Annotated in this window: 9 protein-coding genes; 5 read left to right on the forward strand and 4 right to left on the reverse strand. The window is 61.6% G+C overall.

Translation table 11 applies throughout. From position 1 onward, the window contains the following. The first annotated feature begins 3 nt into the window (after positions 1-3). Complete coding sequence (locus AC4PTT_RS21735) at positions 4-1,041, forward strand: histone deacetylase family protein (RefSeq protein WP_206553066.1); 1,038 nt, start codon at positions 4-6, stop codon at positions 1,039-1,041. A gap of 98 nt (positions 1,042-1,139) precedes the next feature. Here AC4PTT_RS21735 and AC4PTT_RS21740 read toward each other — a convergent pair whose 3' ends face one another. From AC4PTT_RS21740 to AC4PTT_RS21755, 4 genes are read right to left on the reverse strand one after another with little or no spacing between them, the layout of a single operon-like run. Continuing rightward, positions 1,140-1,778 (reverse strand): CDP-alcohol phosphatidyltransferase family protein, encoded by a 639-nt coding sequence (locus tag AC4PTT_RS21740; RefSeq protein ID WP_206546482.1) that lies wholly within the window; start codon positions 1,776-1,778, stop codon positions 1,140-1,142. After that, positions 1,775-2,161: a hypothetical protein gene (locus AC4PTT_RS21745; protein WP_317088437.1), complete on the reverse strand. Its 387-nt coding sequence runs from the start codon at positions 2,159-2,161 to the stop codon at positions 1,775-1,777. The genes AC4PTT_RS21740 and AC4PTT_RS21745 overlap by 4 nt, the downstream gene beginning before the upstream one ends. Beyond that, a complete protein-coding gene (locus AC4PTT_RS21750; protein ID WP_113157076.1) occupies positions 2,158-3,108 on the reverse strand; it encodes a phosphatidate cytidylyltransferase in 951 nt (316 codons plus the stop codon). The genes AC4PTT_RS21745 and AC4PTT_RS21750 overlap by 4 nt, the downstream gene beginning before the upstream one ends. Then, positions 3,108-3,746, reverse strand: a complete 639-nt coding sequence (locus tag AC4PTT_RS21755; protein ID WP_206553069.1) for a lysophospholipid acyltransferase family protein — start codon at positions 3,744-3,746, stop codon at positions 3,108-3,110. The genes AC4PTT_RS21750 and AC4PTT_RS21755 overlap by 1 nt, the downstream gene beginning before the upstream one ends. Before the next feature lie 787 nt (positions 3,747-4,533). Between AC4PTT_RS21755 and AC4PTT_RS21760 the strand changes: the two genes are divergently transcribed. The 4 genes from AC4PTT_RS21760 (at position 4,534) to ugpA (ending at position 14,612) form a co-directional block, all read left to right on the forward strand. Continuing rightward, complete coding sequence (locus AC4PTT_RS21760) at positions 4,534-10,107, forward strand: MBG domain-containing protein (RefSeq protein WP_492162718.1); 5,574 nt, start codon at positions 4,534-4,536, stop codon at positions 10,105-10,107. A 2-nt stretch (positions 10,108-10,109) separates the two neighbouring features. Continuing rightward, on the forward strand, positions 10,110-11,900 hold the full coding sequence (locus tag AC4PTT_RS21765) for a ShlB/FhaC/HecB family hemolysin secretion/activation protein (RefSeq protein ID WP_492162719.1): 1,791 nt from the start codon (positions 10,110-10,112) through the stop codon (positions 11,898-11,900). 445 nt (positions 11,901-12,345) lie between these two features. Continuing rightward, positions 12,346-13,671, forward strand: coding sequence for a sn-glycerol-3-phosphate ABC transporter substrate-binding protein UgpB (ugpB, locus tag AC4PTT_RS21770; RefSeq protein WP_113157072.1), 1,326 nt, complete (start codon positions 12,346-12,348; stop codon positions 13,669-13,671). A 59-nt stretch (positions 13,672-13,730) separates the two neighbouring features. Next, positions 13,731-14,612, forward strand: coding sequence for a sn-glycerol-3-phosphate ABC transporter permease UgpA (gene ugpA / locus AC4PTT_RS21775; RefSeq protein WP_206546477.1), 882 nt, complete (start codon positions 13,731-13,733; stop codon positions 14,610-14,612). Positions 14,613-14,622 lie beyond the last annotated feature (10 nt).

The following is a 14,622-nucleotide window of genomic DNA, read 5'->3' on the forward strand; positions in this document are numbered from 1 at the left end:
ACAATGAAAGCCATTTTCGACGAACGTCAGCTGTTACATACGCCCGCCCGCTATTTCCGGCGCGGGGCCTACATGCCGCATCCCGAGCAGGCCGAACGCGCCATCCTCATCCGCGACATGCTCAGGCGCAACGCCTTCCCAATCGAGACCCCGCGCGATTTCGGCGAGGACCCGATCAAGGCCGTGCACGATCCCGATTACGTGGATTTCTGGAAGGACGCCTATGAGCGCTGGCGCGCCGAAGCGCCGGATCAGGAGCCGATCCCGAACTGTCATCCCGGCCCGCGCCGGGGGCGTCCGTCATCCTCCGTTTTCGGTCAGCTCGGCTGGTGGGCGACCGACACGTCGGTGCCATTGACGGAAGGCACTTGGAACGCGGTCTACTGGTCGGCGCAGACGGCGCTTGAAACCGCCGAACGGGTGAAGGAAGGCGCGCGCATGGTCTATGGCCTGTGCCGCCCGCCGGGACACCACGCGCTTTCCAACGCCTCGAACGGCTTTTGCCTGTTCAACAATGCGGCCATTGCCGCGCAGAGCCTGCGCTCGCGTTTCGGCAAGGTGGCGGTGCTCGATATCGATACCCACACCGGCAATGGCACGCTCGACATCTTCTATGATCGCGGTGACGTTTTCGTCTGTTCGCTGCACACGGACCCGGATCTCTACCCGACCTATTATCTGGGTTATGAGGATGAGCGTGGCGAGGGCGAAGGCGAGGGCGCGACGCTCAATCTTTGCCTGAAACCCGGCTCCGACACCGAGACGATCCTGACGCGCTTTCGCGAAGGGCTCGCGGCGCTCAGGGATTTCGGCACGGAAGCGCTGGTGGTTTCGCTCGGCCTCGACATGGCGGAAGACGATCCGCTGTCGGAGGTGAAACTTACAGGCGAAGGGTTCGCGACCATGGCGCGCGAGATCGTTGGTCTCGGCCTGCCGACTGCGCTGATCCAGGAGGGCGGTTATCTCGGCCCGTCACTGTCGAAAAACGCGGAAATCTTCCTCACCGCCAGCCGCGATGCGCTGGCGAGTGCGGCGGACTGACAACGGACATGCCGTCACCCCGGATTTCAAACGGGGTGATGGCGCGATGCTCGATCTGCTCTCGTATTTGTGCGGATTTCAGCCCAAAGCGAAACGCGTTATCCGCGAAGCGCCTTCACCAGACGCGCCGAACGGCGCAGCGCAGTGAGGGCCGCGCCGATGGCCACGATCCATAGCGCCACGGTCAACACTTCACCGCGCCCGTTCCAGAGCGGCTCGAAGAGCGACAGCACGGCCGCCGCCGTGATGGTCGCCATGCGGTGTGGCTTGGCCATCGGGCCGGAAAAGTCTGCCTGCTGGCCGCAGGCGCGACCGAGCTCGCGCACATAAGCCGTCAGAACGGCAAAACCCGCCGCCGCCCAGCCAAGTGCTGGCAGGCCAAGGCCATAGCCGACACCGATGAGGATCGCGATATCAGCAATTCGGTCGGGAAACTCGTTCCAGAAAGCGCCGTCCGGCGCGCTTTTGCCCGCCTCGACCGCAACCATGCCATCGAACAGATTGCACAGGAGGCGGAACTGCACGAACAGCCCGCCCAGAATGAGAAGCACTGCCCGGATCACGCCATCGGCAGATCCCGCCTGCCAAAGGGCGAGACCGGCGAGGGCCGCAAAGCCCATGCTCGCCATGGAAATCTGGTTCGGTGTGATGGATGTGGCGGCCAGCCAGCGCGTGATGCTGTGCGCCCAGCCGGTGTCGCGGCTGGCCAGCGGACGTCGGTTCTCAGTATCGCTCACGGTCGGGCGCTCCATAGGGTGTAGGTGTAAAGGGCGGCATAGGATGTGGCGACCGTCAGCGGCAGGGCGACCGTCGCAAGGAGTTCGGGTGTGCCCGCCGCCGCGTGGATCGCGGACAGAAGCGTTGCGGAAACGAGGCAGGCGATGAGCGGCGGCAGAACCAGCGCGCCAAGGCCGGAGAAGCGGCTGGTCAGCCACTCCACGATGCGTTTCAGGAACAGTGTGATGCAGGCGGACAAAAGCCCCTGCACCATGCCCGCCACCAGCGGACGCGGCATTGCGTGCCCCCGGTTGGCGAACACGGCCCAGCTTCCCATGGCGAGAAACGCGAACGCCATGTGAACGGCGTTCGATCTCGCCAGTCGGGCAAGCGCAGGGCTCATGTGAGCGACCACCAGTAGCGCACCAGGTGGAAGAAGATCGGGGCCGAGAAGATGACCGAATCCAGCCGGTCGATGAAACCGCCATGCCCGGCGATCAGATGCCCCCAGTCCTTCACGCCGCGATCACGCTTGATGGCCGACATGACGAGCCCGCCGAAAAAGCCCAGAAGCACGATGACGAAGGACAGAAGCCCGGCCTGAACCGGGGTGAAGGGCGTCATCCAGAACAGCCCTGCGCCCACCAGCGTTGCACTGAGCGCGCCACCGATCAAACCTTCCAGTGTCTTGGAGGGTGAGAGGTTGGGCGCGATCTTCGTGCGCCCGAGCAGCTTGCCCCAGACATATTGCAGGACGTCGCTCGACTGCACGACCACCACGAGGAAGGCGATCAGAAGCAAATTGCGTCCCTCATAGCCGGGGATATCCAGCGTGAGGAGCGCGGGCACGTGGGACACACAGAAGACGCAGATCATCAGCGCCCATTGCACCTCCGCCACCCGGACGAGGAAATGATCCGTATCGCCGCGCACCGCCGAGACAATGGGCAGAAGAAGGAACGCATAGACCGGCACCAGGATCGAATAGAGGCCGTACCAGTCGATATAGATGAGATAATATTGCAGCGGCAGGAAGATGAAGAAGGCCGAGGCGAGCGCCCAGTGGTCGCCGCGCCGCGTGTTGGTCAGCGTTACGAATTCGCGCAGTGCGGCGAATGATGCAAAAGCGAACAGCAGGATCGCGCCAACCCGGCCGAACATGAGCGCGCCGCCCATGAGGATGATCATCACCCACCAGGCGTTCACCCGGTCGTTGAGGTTTTCGATGGCCGTGTTGGAGCCATCGGGCGAGAATTTGCGCTGAAGCACATAGCCCACCAGCGATGCCGCAATCAGCACGCCGGCCAATCCGCCGAGCAGTTTCAAAAGGTCGATCTGATGTTCGCTCATCACGCGTCACCTTCCGAAGCTGCCGAGAGGGAAAGAAGCGCATCGCGCGCCCGGGTGAGGAAAGCCTCTTTCGTTTCGTCATCACCGACCCGCATGGCTTCACCGAACGTGACCGTGCAGATGAGCGGTACGGGCACGAATTCGCCCTTGGGCATGACGCGGTTCAGATTGTCGATCCACACCGGAACGAAATCCACGTCTGGCCGCGCCTTGGCCAGATGGTAGATGCCGCTCTTGAAAGAGAGCAGCGGCGCGTCGGTCTCGTTGCGCGTGCCTTCGGGAAAGATGATGAGGGAGGCCCCGCCATCCAGCGCATCGGCCATTTGCCCGATGGGGTCGCTTGCGCGCGTGTCCCGGTTTCTGTCGATCAGCACCGCATTGAACACGTCACGGCCGATGAAGCGCCTGACGGGTGATTTCAGCCAGTAATCGGCGCCGGCGACGGGCCGGGTCTGCCGGCGCATGCGCGGCGGCAACACCGTCCATAGCAGGATGAAATCGCCATGGCTCACATGATTGGCGAAATAGACGCGCTGACGGGGAACCGGCTCGATGCCCTGCCAGTCGGCGCGTACAGCGGTGATGAAACGTGCAAACAGCGTGATCGCGCCTGCCGCCACCCGCGACAAAAATGCCATTGTGTCCCCTGGAGCTTTGCGTGGAAACCAGATTCAGACGCTGTATAGAACGGTTGCAGCGTGCGGCCAAATAATAACGGCGATTGAAAACAGCATGAATTACCTGCGCCATAAAATGTGCGGACACACTGGAGCCTGACACGTTATGGGAGCGTCAGGCCTCTGCTTGACTGACCGGTTTCGGTGAAGAGCGGGGCGTTATCGTTCCCTGCACTGTGATCTCCTCCGAAGAGGTCGCACTGGTCAGCCATGCGGGGCTTATTGGCCCATAAGCCAGATTTTCTTACTTTGAAACCGTCGCTGCACACGGTTTTGCCCATCATGCCCCCCTCGCTTCCAGAACGAAAGGGAAGGCGTTTACGCGGCAGGTCGCTGTTTACATCTCAGACATGCGGGCCGGTCAGACATGCGAGCAGGTCAAACATGCGAGCAGGCTGGCGCGTTGTGATGGCGCTGAATGAGGCCAGCATGGCCTAGACACTGCGCGAGCCGGGAAAGAAGCAGCGTCGCACGGCCTGACAATGAGTTCGACCGAACAATGATCACGAATGCGCTCCAGTAAGCCAGCCCGGTCGTCAGATTCAGTCAGTATTGGTCAGAATTGGTAGGTGGAATCTGACCTGAAACACTCTGTATTGAAAGTGATATCGGCTGGAACACGTGTCTTCCGGGAGGATATTGAGGCATGACGGATCGGATGGTTGGTTTCTGTGCGACGGAAACCGGGAGGGGTAGCAGGACCTTATCCAAGCATGTCCGGCTCTCCCGCGCGCTGTACGCGTCGCTCATGCTGACCACGGCGCTCGTTCCCGCCACCGCCATGGCTGATGACGCTCTGCCCACCGGGGGACAGTTTACGACCGGCAACGGGACAATATCGGCAAACGGCCCGCGGTTGGATATCCGCCAGACGACCGAAACCGGCGTCGTGAACTGGAGCGGCTTTTCTGTAGGATCGGGCAATCAGGTTCATTTCGACAACGGCAACGGCGCGACGCTCAATCGCGTCACCGGCAATGTTTCAAGCCAGATCGACGGCAGCCTCACCGCGACCGGCAGCGTGTTCCTCATCAATCCAGCAGGTGTGGTGGTCGGCAGTGGCGGTCTGGTCGCTACGGGAGGTTCGTTTGTCGCCTCCACCCATGACGTGACCGACAGTGATTTCCTCAATGGCGGCGGGATGACCTTCTCCGGCAACAGCACCGCCGAGGTGACGAATGCCGGCACGATCCGCTCTGCACAGGGCGACATCGCCCTGATTGCCCGGCGGGTGGAGAATACCGGCACACTGGAAGCCCCCAACGGCACCGCCGCGCTTGGCGCAGGCTACAAGGTGCTGATGAAAGATGCCGCCGATACGGACGGGCTCCTCTCCGTGGAACTTGGTGGCCCGGACACAGAAGCGGTGAATTCCGGCACGATTGCTGCCGCGAATGCCGAGATCCGCGCCAATGGCGGCAATGTCTATGCACTGGCCGGCAACACGGACGATGTCATCAAGGCGACGGGCGTCACCAGTTCCGGCGGCCGCATTTTTCTGACCGCCGGGGCCACGGGCAAGGTAAGGGCCAGCGGTCGCCTCAAGGCCCGCAGGATGGCGGCGAACGTGCCCATTCCGACACCGCGTCCGGCGCGCGAGGGCGGAACGATCACCGTCACCGGCGGGGACATCACGGTCACCGGAACCTTTGACGCCTCCGCTGAAAGCGATGGCGACAGGGGCGGCGAGATCATGATCTTCGCCGAAAAGGATACAACCGTCTCCGGCGCGCTCAGCGCGCGGGGCGGGACTGGCGGCACGGGTGGCTTTATCGAGACTTCGGGCAGGAAGACCGTCGACTTCAACGGCGTCTCGATCGACACATCCGCTGCGGGCGGCACGACGGGCAACTGGCTGATCGACCCGGAAGACATCATCATCACCTACGGGCCGGCGCAGACGATTCAGAACGCCCTCGCAAACTCGAACGTCACGCTGCAAACGACGGCGACGACCGCAAACGGCCCCGTGGCCGGAACCCCTGGCCCCGGTCGTAAGGGCGACATTATCGTGAACAATGGCCTGGCCTGGAGCAGCACAAACACGCTGACGCTGGACGCCTACAACGATATCGAGATGAACGCTGGCGTGTTGGCGCCGAATGGCGGCCTGACGCTGATCGCAAAAGGTCAGGGCGGACCCGATAGCGTCGGCACGATCCACACCCATTCCAACTATGCCCTTGTCGATGTCGGGACCTTCACCCTTCAGCGCGGCTATTGGGGGCAGGTCGGGGCTGCCCTGCCATCATTCAAGGCGGGCGACTTCCGGGTTGATGAGTATGCTGGGCAGTTTCTGCGGGCGCGCGGCGGGGACGGGACCGCAGCAAACCCGTATCAGCTCTCCGATATCTACGGGCTTCAGGGAATAGTAGAAAAGGATCGTCGTACAGGGTTGGTTGATCAACTCAATTATCAGCTCGTCAGTGACATCGATGCGTCGCCAGTGTCGGGCTGGAACAGCGGTGCAGGGTTCAGGCCCGTGAGCCTGGTAGGCAATCTGGACGGCCAGGGCCATACGATCGACGGGCTGTTTATAAACCGGCCCTCCGATCACAATGTTGCACTCATTTCTTCTTGGGGGGACCAGGGAACCCCCGGTTCGCCGGAGCCGGAAATCAAGGACCTCAATGTCACCAATGCCAGCGTGACCGGAAATTCTCAGACAGCGATCCTGGTCGGTGAGAACAGCGGCGGGGCCATCGGTCATCACATGTCGAATGTCACTGTCAGCGGTACGGTTGAGACAGAAACGTGGGGCGCAGGCGTCGTAGGCCGGTTTTATGGAAACCTCGACAGATCGACGATGACCAATGTGCATGCGGATGTCTCTGTCACGGAAAACGGCACGGGCAGCGCCGTCGGTGGCCTGGTGAGCATTGTGACTGAGGGGCTGACCATATCGAATTCCAGCTCGACTGGAACAATAACCGGATCGCGTTCTGGCGGACTCGTTGGAACCGCCAATGACAACAGCAACAGGATCGAAAATTCCTACTCGACCGCGACGGTTGTTGCGTCAGGCAACTTCCGTGTGGCTGGAGGTCTTGTCGGGGGCTCCGAGGACCTCACGATTGAGAACAGCTATTTTGCCGGACAGGTGCTCGGCATCAATGGTGCTTCTGCGGGTGGTCTCATTGGCGAGGCCGACCGGTACACGACCATTATGAACTCCTTTGTCACGGGGCGCGTGGCGGCCGATGGCTATGCGGGCGCACTTATTGGTACGCTCCGGAATAACAATGTATCCATGACCAACGCGGCCTGGGACATTGGCACGACCGGACAGAGCGACGCGATCGGATATACGGCGTTCTATACTCCGACAGTTACCAACACCGGCAGCCGGACCACCGCGCAGATGCAGGGCTCGCTCGACTTCGGGCTTGGCTTCAGCCTGAACAACACCATCTGGGCCACTGGCAACGACCTCTACCCCTATTTCGGCTGGCAATATGCTTCGACGCCGGTTGCCGTTTCGGGCACGGCCTATGCTGACAGCGGCAGCACGCCGCTTTCCGGGGCTGATGTCAGCGGCATTTCCGGCGGCAGCCTGTTTGGCTCTGCTGTTACCGGCGCCAATGGCTACTACTATATCCTGACCGATGCGGGATCGCTCGACGCTGCCGGCGTTCTCACCTATCTCGATGGCGAGAGCACGCAAAGCGCAACCTATTCCGACCGCATGACTGCCAGCGGGGTCTCCGGCGCGGACATCTGGGGCAACACGTTCCGGCTCGAGACGGACGCCGCGGCTCTTACGGATGTTTCCACGAACCTGCAGGCCACGCTGGGTTCGTTCAGCGACAGCGATCTGGATTTCATAACCAATCTTCCGGGCAGCGTTCTGAGATCGGACAACAATGGCAAGAGCCTTGATATTGTTCTGGACGCCGGATCTGACTTTTCACTCAACATGAGTATGCACGCAGGGGGCGGGCTGACCGCTTCAACCGGCGGCACATTCTCTGTCGACAAGAGTTCCGTGTTTGTCGGGGCCGTCAATGGCGACCTGACGGTAAACGGGGACCTTGCCTGGGCGAGTTCCAATGAACTCACTCTCTACAGTCATGCCAGCAACACTTCGATCACGGTCAACGGATCGGTGACGGCCGCCAGTGGCAGGCTGCGCGTTGACCGGACAGGCACCGCAACCAACGTCGCCGCCATGGTGACCGGCGACATTTATGTCGACCGGTTCCAGTCTGACGCCAGTTGGACGCAGGTCGGCAGCACACTTCCGGGTTTCCACGCCAATGATTTCAACATAGCGGGCGGCGAGTTCCTTCGTGCGCTCGGGGGCGATGGCTCATCTGCAACGCCCTATCAGATCGCGGATGTCTATGGATTGCAGGGCATGGGATCGAGCGGTCTTCTCGGCAGCGCCTTCGTCCTCGTCAACGATATCGATGCATCGGGTACGGCAGGCTGGAATGGCGGTGCAGGCTTCGACCCGATCGGCGTCTACGGCGCTGAATTCAGCGGCAGTCTCGACGGACAGGGGCATGCGATCAGCGGCCTGACCATCGACCGCGCCGCCGACGACTATGTCGGCCTGTTCGGCTATGCCGCTGCCGGTTCGTCCCTGTCGGATCTCATCCTGTCCGGCGGCAGCGTCTCCGGCAATGGTCATGTTGGCGCACTGGCTGGATACGCCGGATCCACCATCGGTGATGTGCAGACCTCGACGGACGTTTCCGGCACAGCCCACAGCATTGGCGGTCTGGTCGGCACGCTGGATGGGACAGTCGCCCGATCCTCCGCCACCGGCGCGGTGACCGGTATTGGCGGCGTCAGCGATATTGGTGGCCTTGTCGGTGTCGCCTATGGCGGATCGACGATCCATCAGTCCTACGCCACCGGCAATGTGACCGTCGGCGGCGCGATCAACCTGAACTTCAACTTTGGCGGTCTGGTCGGGTACAATACGGGCTCCATCACGCAATCCTTCGCTACCGGCAATGTGACGGCAGGCGGCAACGGGGCCGGTGGCCTGGCCGGCGTGAATGACGGGTCGATCACGGATTCCTATGCGACGGGCGCCGTTTCGGCTGCCGCGTTCGCGGGCGGCCTTCTGGGGCAACTGACGACATCCGGATCGGTTGCAAGAGCCTATGCCACAGGCTCCGCCTCTGCCGGCGACGGCAATGAGGGCGGCATTGCAGGGCTCGTTGATACCGGCGCTTCCTTCAGTGCGACTTTATGGGACACCGATGCGTCTGGCCTGACGGATGCTGTCGGCTTCTCGTATGATCCCACGGTTCCCGGCGTGACCGGCCTTACAGGCGCGCAGATGACGCAGCTCTCGACCTTCACCGCTTATGGCTTCAACATTGATGATGAGGGCGGGACAGGCGCGGTCTGGCGCATCTACGATGGGTATACGACCCCGCTCCTGCGCGGTTTCATGACCGGTCTCAGCGTGACGGGCGGCAGCGTCAGCAAGGTTTATGACGGCAGCGCAGCAAGTCCCGATGTGGGAACGCTCGTTTATGGCGGCCCCTATGACGGCTCCCGGATTTTCGGCACGGCCAGCTATCTTGCAGCCAACGCAGATGCGGGCACCTATACGGGCGGCAACCTGACCCTGGCGGGGCTTTATTCCGGCCAGTTTGGCTATGATCTGACGCTTGCATCGGGTTCTCTCGCCATCACGCCCGCCACCCTGTGGGTGACGGCAAATGCGGCGAGCATGACCTATGGCGACGGTGCGCCGACCCTTGGCTATTCCCACAGCGGACTGGTCGGCGGCGACAACGCATCGGTATTCACCGGAGCGCTGTCCAGTGGCGCGACCTCCACCAGCGATGTGGGTGCCTATGGGATCACGCAGGGGTCGTTATCGGCTGGCGGCAACTATCAGATCGCCTTCACCGGCGCTGACGTGACCGTCAACAGGCGGGCAGTCACGGTGCGGGCGGACGATCTGCAGCGCGACATTGACGAAGCCAATCCCGCGCTGACCTACGCCATCGTTTCCGGTTCGCTGGTCAATGGCGACCATATGAGCGGCAGCCTGTCCACGACGGCGAACCTGAACTCACCGGTCGGCGCATACGCCATTGGTCAGGGCTCACTGGCGCTCTCGCCCAATTACGAACTGACCTATCTCGGTGGCATTCTCACCGTCCTCGACGGGTCGAATATCCCGACACCCGATATCCAGCCTCAGGCATATGAGTCTTCACCGCCTCTGCTGATCGAAGCAGGCGATGGAGAGACCGAGACCTGCGAACCGGTGGCTGTCAGCGAAAGCGGCCCGCTGGCCGTCTACCCCTGTAACCGATCTTACGGCGCATGGCTGAGCGCTGCGGTGGAATGATGATGACATCAGAGTTTTCGATCCGTCAGCATCTGCTGATGCTGCCCATCGCACTGAGCGCTGGCATCCTGTTCCTTCATCCGGCAGCTTTTGCGCAGTCGGCTCTCGAGCGCAACCTGCCGCAGGTCGCGCCGGGCGAGCCGGTGTCCCTCGGCGTGGATGAACAGGAGTTCGGTGCGACGGACACGACGCCACTCGGTGTCGATCTCGCCGGCGTTTATCTGATCGGGGAAGATGATGCGGCTGCCGCTGCACCGCCGAAAGGCGTCGGGGGAAAAATCGAGATCATCGACCGGCAGGCCGCTGAGACTGCACTGGGCGCGTTCATCGGCGAGCCGCTGACGCTGGCGCTGGCGGGCAGGATCCAGGCCGCAATCGCCCGCGTCTACAGGGATGCCGGTTACCCGTTTGTCTCCGTCACCCTGCCGCCGCAGGAAATCACCAGCGGTGTGCTGCAGGTCCGTGTCATAGAGTTTCGCACCGGTGAAGTGACGGTCGAAGGCGTTGCCGCCGGCGAAGCCGAGGGCATCCGGAAGGGATTGCGCGCAGCGCGCGGAGAGAAAATCGATGCACGGGCGCTGGAAGAGGATCTGAACTGGCTGAACCGCACACCATACCGGCGCGCCGAAGGGGTGTTTCGGCCCGGCGAGGACACCGCGCTCAGCAATCTTGACGTCATGATCCGGACGCAGCGGCCCTGGCAGGTTTTTGCCGGCTGGTCGAATTCCGGCTCAAGCGACACCGGGCGGGACCGCTATTTCCTTGGTGGTTCTGCGCGTCTGCCCCTGCCGGGCGCACCCTGGATTTCCTATCAGATGACGGCAAGCGACGACATCTGGAGTGATCCGGGGATCATCATTCCGCGGGGGGGTGATTATCCGGGTTACATCAGTCATGCGGGCAGATTGACCATCCCGACCTTCGCCCGCCAAAGTCTGGAAATCGCCCCGGCCCTGGTTGCGAGCAGCGACCGGCCGAACCGCTTTTTCACCATTGAGAACACCACGTTCGAACTGCCGGTGATCTATCGGTCGGCGGTCTCCAACATCCTGCCGGGACGCTATTGGGGCGATATCTATGGCGGTGTTGAGTTCAAGCGTCTCGAACGCCGTACATTGTTCAACGGAGTGTCGGTGGCAGAGGGAAGTGCGGAGCTTTTCCAGCTGGTGCTGGGCTGGAGCGGGGATTTCGAGGACCGCTGGGGCAAAACGGTCGTCGATATGCGCGTGAAAGCCAATCCGGGCGGCGTGCTTCACGGCAACGACATGACCAGCTGGCACCCGTTTTCCAATGGCCGCATCGATGACCTTCGATACGCCTACCTGGCCATGGATCTCACCCGCGCCACACCACTGCCGGCGCAGCTCTCCTGGATTTCCTCACTCTCGGGAACCCTTGCCGGCGAGGCGCTGCCGGATACCGAGCGCGTCTCTCTTGGCGGGCGCTATGCGGTGCGCGGTTACAATTACGATGATGTGAGCGTGGACAGCGGTATCATCTGGCGCAACGAGTTGCGTCTGCCGAACATCTCGTTGCTGGGAGACGGGGTCGGGGGCGACTGGCTTCCGCCCGTTCAGGACAGCCTGTCCCCCTACTTCTTCGCCGATCTCGGCTTCGGGGGCGATCACAGCACGGACCGGAGCACGACGCTGGGCGGGCTTGGAGTGGGGTTCGATTACAGTGTCGGCGAAACCTTCTCTGCCAGTTTCATAGCCGGCGTTGCTCTCAGTGACGGTGGAAACACGCAGGCCGGTGACTGGAACCTGCAGGGTTCCATAACGGCGCGTTTCTAGCTGTCTGGACCGACGCCGTCCCATGCGCGCCGGCTCATGGCATTGACGATTCGGTTGTTCCTTCAGGCCGTGAGACGGCTGCTGTCGCCATGTGATGGCGGCTGTTCCCTGTCGCCCTGCCTGGCTGCAATGCCATCCACAATTAAATAAATGCAGTTGTCGTGGCTGCCAGGCGCATTGTCTGAATACCCTGCCAATTGATGCGCACTGCCGCGGTGACACGCGAAAGCAGTGTGCTTCCGCGCGCCGCACGCGCGACAAAAACGCCGCATCGAATGCCTCTTTCGCTATGCCAAAAACGAAGGTAAATGAAAGTAATATGAAAATTCTGTGTCCGACAGGTATAGACATATTGTTCTTCAGGTGTTGTCATCCAACGGTAACAATAGCTGGTCAAGAGAGATCGGTTTCAAAATCGGCGACCAGCTCTACAGGGAGATAAGAGATGAAATTTCGCGCAATGCTTTCCGCCGCGACTGCTTTAACGGTGGCGCTGCCGGCAATGGTCGGCGTCGCACAGGCCGAAGCAACCCAGATCCAGTTCTGGCATGCTTTCACCGGTCGTCTCGGTGAACTTCTGGACAAGCAGGTAGCGGACTTCAACGCCAGCCAGGACCAGTATGAAGTCGTTGCCACGCTCAAGGGCAACTATTCGGAAGCTCTGAACGCAGGCATCGCCGCATTCCGCGCCGGCGAACAGCCGCACATTCTGCAGGTCTTCGAAGTCGGCACCGCGACGATGATGGCTGCCAAGGGCGCGATCAAGCCGGTCTACGAAGTGATGGCGGAAGCCGAAGCCGATTTCGACCCGAGCGCGTATCTCGCGCCGGTTGCCGGCTACTACACGAACACCGACGGCGAGATGCTGTCGCTGCCCTACAACTCCTCCACGCCCGTTCTCTACATCAACAAGAACGCGCTTGAGGCTGCCGGTCTCGACCCCGAGACCAAGCCGGCTACCTGGTCGGAAGTCGAGGAAATCCTCGTCAAGCTGAAGGAATCGGGCTCCGAGTGCCCGCTCACGACGGCATGGCAGTCCTGGATTCATCTTGAGAACCTGAGCGCCTATCACAATGTGCCGTTTGCCACGGAAGCCAATGGCTTTGCCGGCACCAACACCGAGCTCGCTTTCAATGGCGACCTGCAGGTGAAGCACATCGACAAGATGGGCGCATGGGCGAAAGACGGCCTGTTCAGCTATTCCGGCCGCCGCAATGAGGGCGGTGCGCGCTTCCGTTCGGGCGAGTGCGCCATGTTTACCGAATCCTCCGCTGGCTATGCCGGTGTGAAGGCCGAGGCCGACTTCCCGTTCACCGTGACGAACCTGCCTTACTGGGCGGATGCGGAAGGCGCGCCCTTCAACACGATCATCGGCGGCGCATCGCTGTGGGTCATGTCGGGCCATGAGGGCGAGGAATATGCCGGCGTTGCCGACTTCCTGAACTACCTCTCCAGCGCCGAAGTGCAGGCTCAGTGGCACCAGGACACCGGCTATCTGCCGATCACCACCGCCGCTTACGAGCTGACCAAGGAGCAGGGCTTCTACGACGAGAACCCGGGCACCGACATTGCCATCCTGCAGATGACCGGCAAGGCCCCGACGGACAACTCCAAGGGCATCCGTCTCGGCAATTTCGATCAGGTCCGCGCCATCATCGACGAGGAACTGGAAGCCGTATGGCAGGGTGAGAAAGACGCCAAGACCGCACTCGACGAAGCTGTGAACCGCGGCAACCAGCTGCTGCGCCGCTTCGAGCAGTCGACGCGCTAATCTTGTAAAATTGCGGGGCCGGCACAACAGCTGCCGGCCCCGTATCATTTGGTCGGCCCATGGAAAAACGCGTTACCTTCGACAATCGATTATTGCCATATCTGCTGCTTGCGCCGCAGCTTCTGGTGACCATTGTCTTTTTCTTCTGGCCTGCCGCACAGGCCCTCTACCAGTCGCTGCTTCTGCCTGATCCGTTTGGTCTGGGCGCGCAGTTCGTCTGGTTCTCGAACTTCGAATATCTCTTCAGCGACCCGTATTATCTCAAGTCGTTCATCACGACGGCGGTCTTCACCTTCTTCGTGACGGTGGTTTCCATGTCGGTCGCGCTGCTTTTCGCCGTTATGGCCGATCAGGTCATTAAAGGCGCGGGGACCTACAAGACGCTGTTGATCTGGCCCTATGCCGTCGCGCCTGCCGTTGCCGGCGTGATGTGGCTGTTCATGTTCCAGCCCTCCATCGGCGTCATCGCGTTCTACATGAAGGCCATGGGCATCGACTGGAACCCGGTTCTCAATGGCGGTCAGGCCATGTCGCTTGTCATCCTCGCTGCCGCGTGGAAGCAGATCAGCTACAATTTCCTGTTTTTCCTGGCCGGTCTGCAGGCCATTCCGAAGAGCCTGATCGAGGCTGCCGCCATCGACGGCGCGGGCAAGTGGCACCGCTTCCGCACGATCATCTTCCCGCTTCTGTCGCCCACCACCTTCTTCCTGCTGGTGGTCAACATCGTCTATGCCTTCTTCGAGACGTTCGGCATCATTCACACGATGACGGCAGGCGGCCCCGGTCAGTCGACCACCATTCTCGTCTACAAGGTCTATTCCGACGGTTTCGTCGGGCAGGACCTCGGCTCCTCCGCCGCCCAGTCCGTCATCCTGATGGTTGTCGTGGGCATTCTGACCGTCATCCAGTTCCGCTTCATCGAGCGGCGCGTGCATTACTGAGGAGGGCGGA

This window comes from Nitratireductor sp. WH36-1 (assembly GCF_058725515.1).

What these genes read in the sequence shown, in the direction of transcription:
- AC4PTT_RS21735 (WP_206553066.1), top strand. Translation starts at nt 4, where the DNA reads ATGAAAGCCATTTTCGACGAACGTCAGCTGTTACATACGCCCGCCCGC.
- AC4PTT_RS21745 (WP_317088437.1), bottom strand. Translation starts at nt 2,161, where the DNA reads ATGAGCCCTGCGCTTGCCCGACTGGCGAGATCGAACGCCGTTCACATG.
- AC4PTT_RS21750 (WP_113157076.1), bottom strand. Translation starts at nt 3,108, where the DNA reads ATGAGCGAACATCAGATCGACCTTTTGAAACTGCTCGGCGGATTGGCC.
- AC4PTT_RS21755 (WP_206553069.1), bottom strand. Translation starts at nt 3,746, where the DNA reads ATGGCATTTTTGTCGCGGGTGGCGGCAGGCGCGATCACGCTGTTTGCA.
- AC4PTT_RS21760 (WP_492162718.1), top strand. Translation starts at nt 4,534, where the DNA reads ATGCTGACCACGGCGCTCGTTCCCGCCACCGCCATGGCTGATGACGCT.
- AC4PTT_RS21765 (WP_492162719.1), top strand. Translation starts at nt 10,110, where the DNA reads ATGACATCAGAGTTTTCGATCCGTCAGCATCTGCTGATGCTGCCCATC.
- ugpB (WP_113157072.1), top strand. Translation starts at nt 12,346, where the DNA reads ATGAAATTTCGCGCAATGCTTTCCGCCGCGACTGCTTTAACGGTGGCG.
- ugpA (WP_206546477.1), top strand. Translation starts at nt 13,731, where the DNA reads ATGGAAAAACGCGTTACCTTCGACAATCGATTATTGCCATATCTGCTG.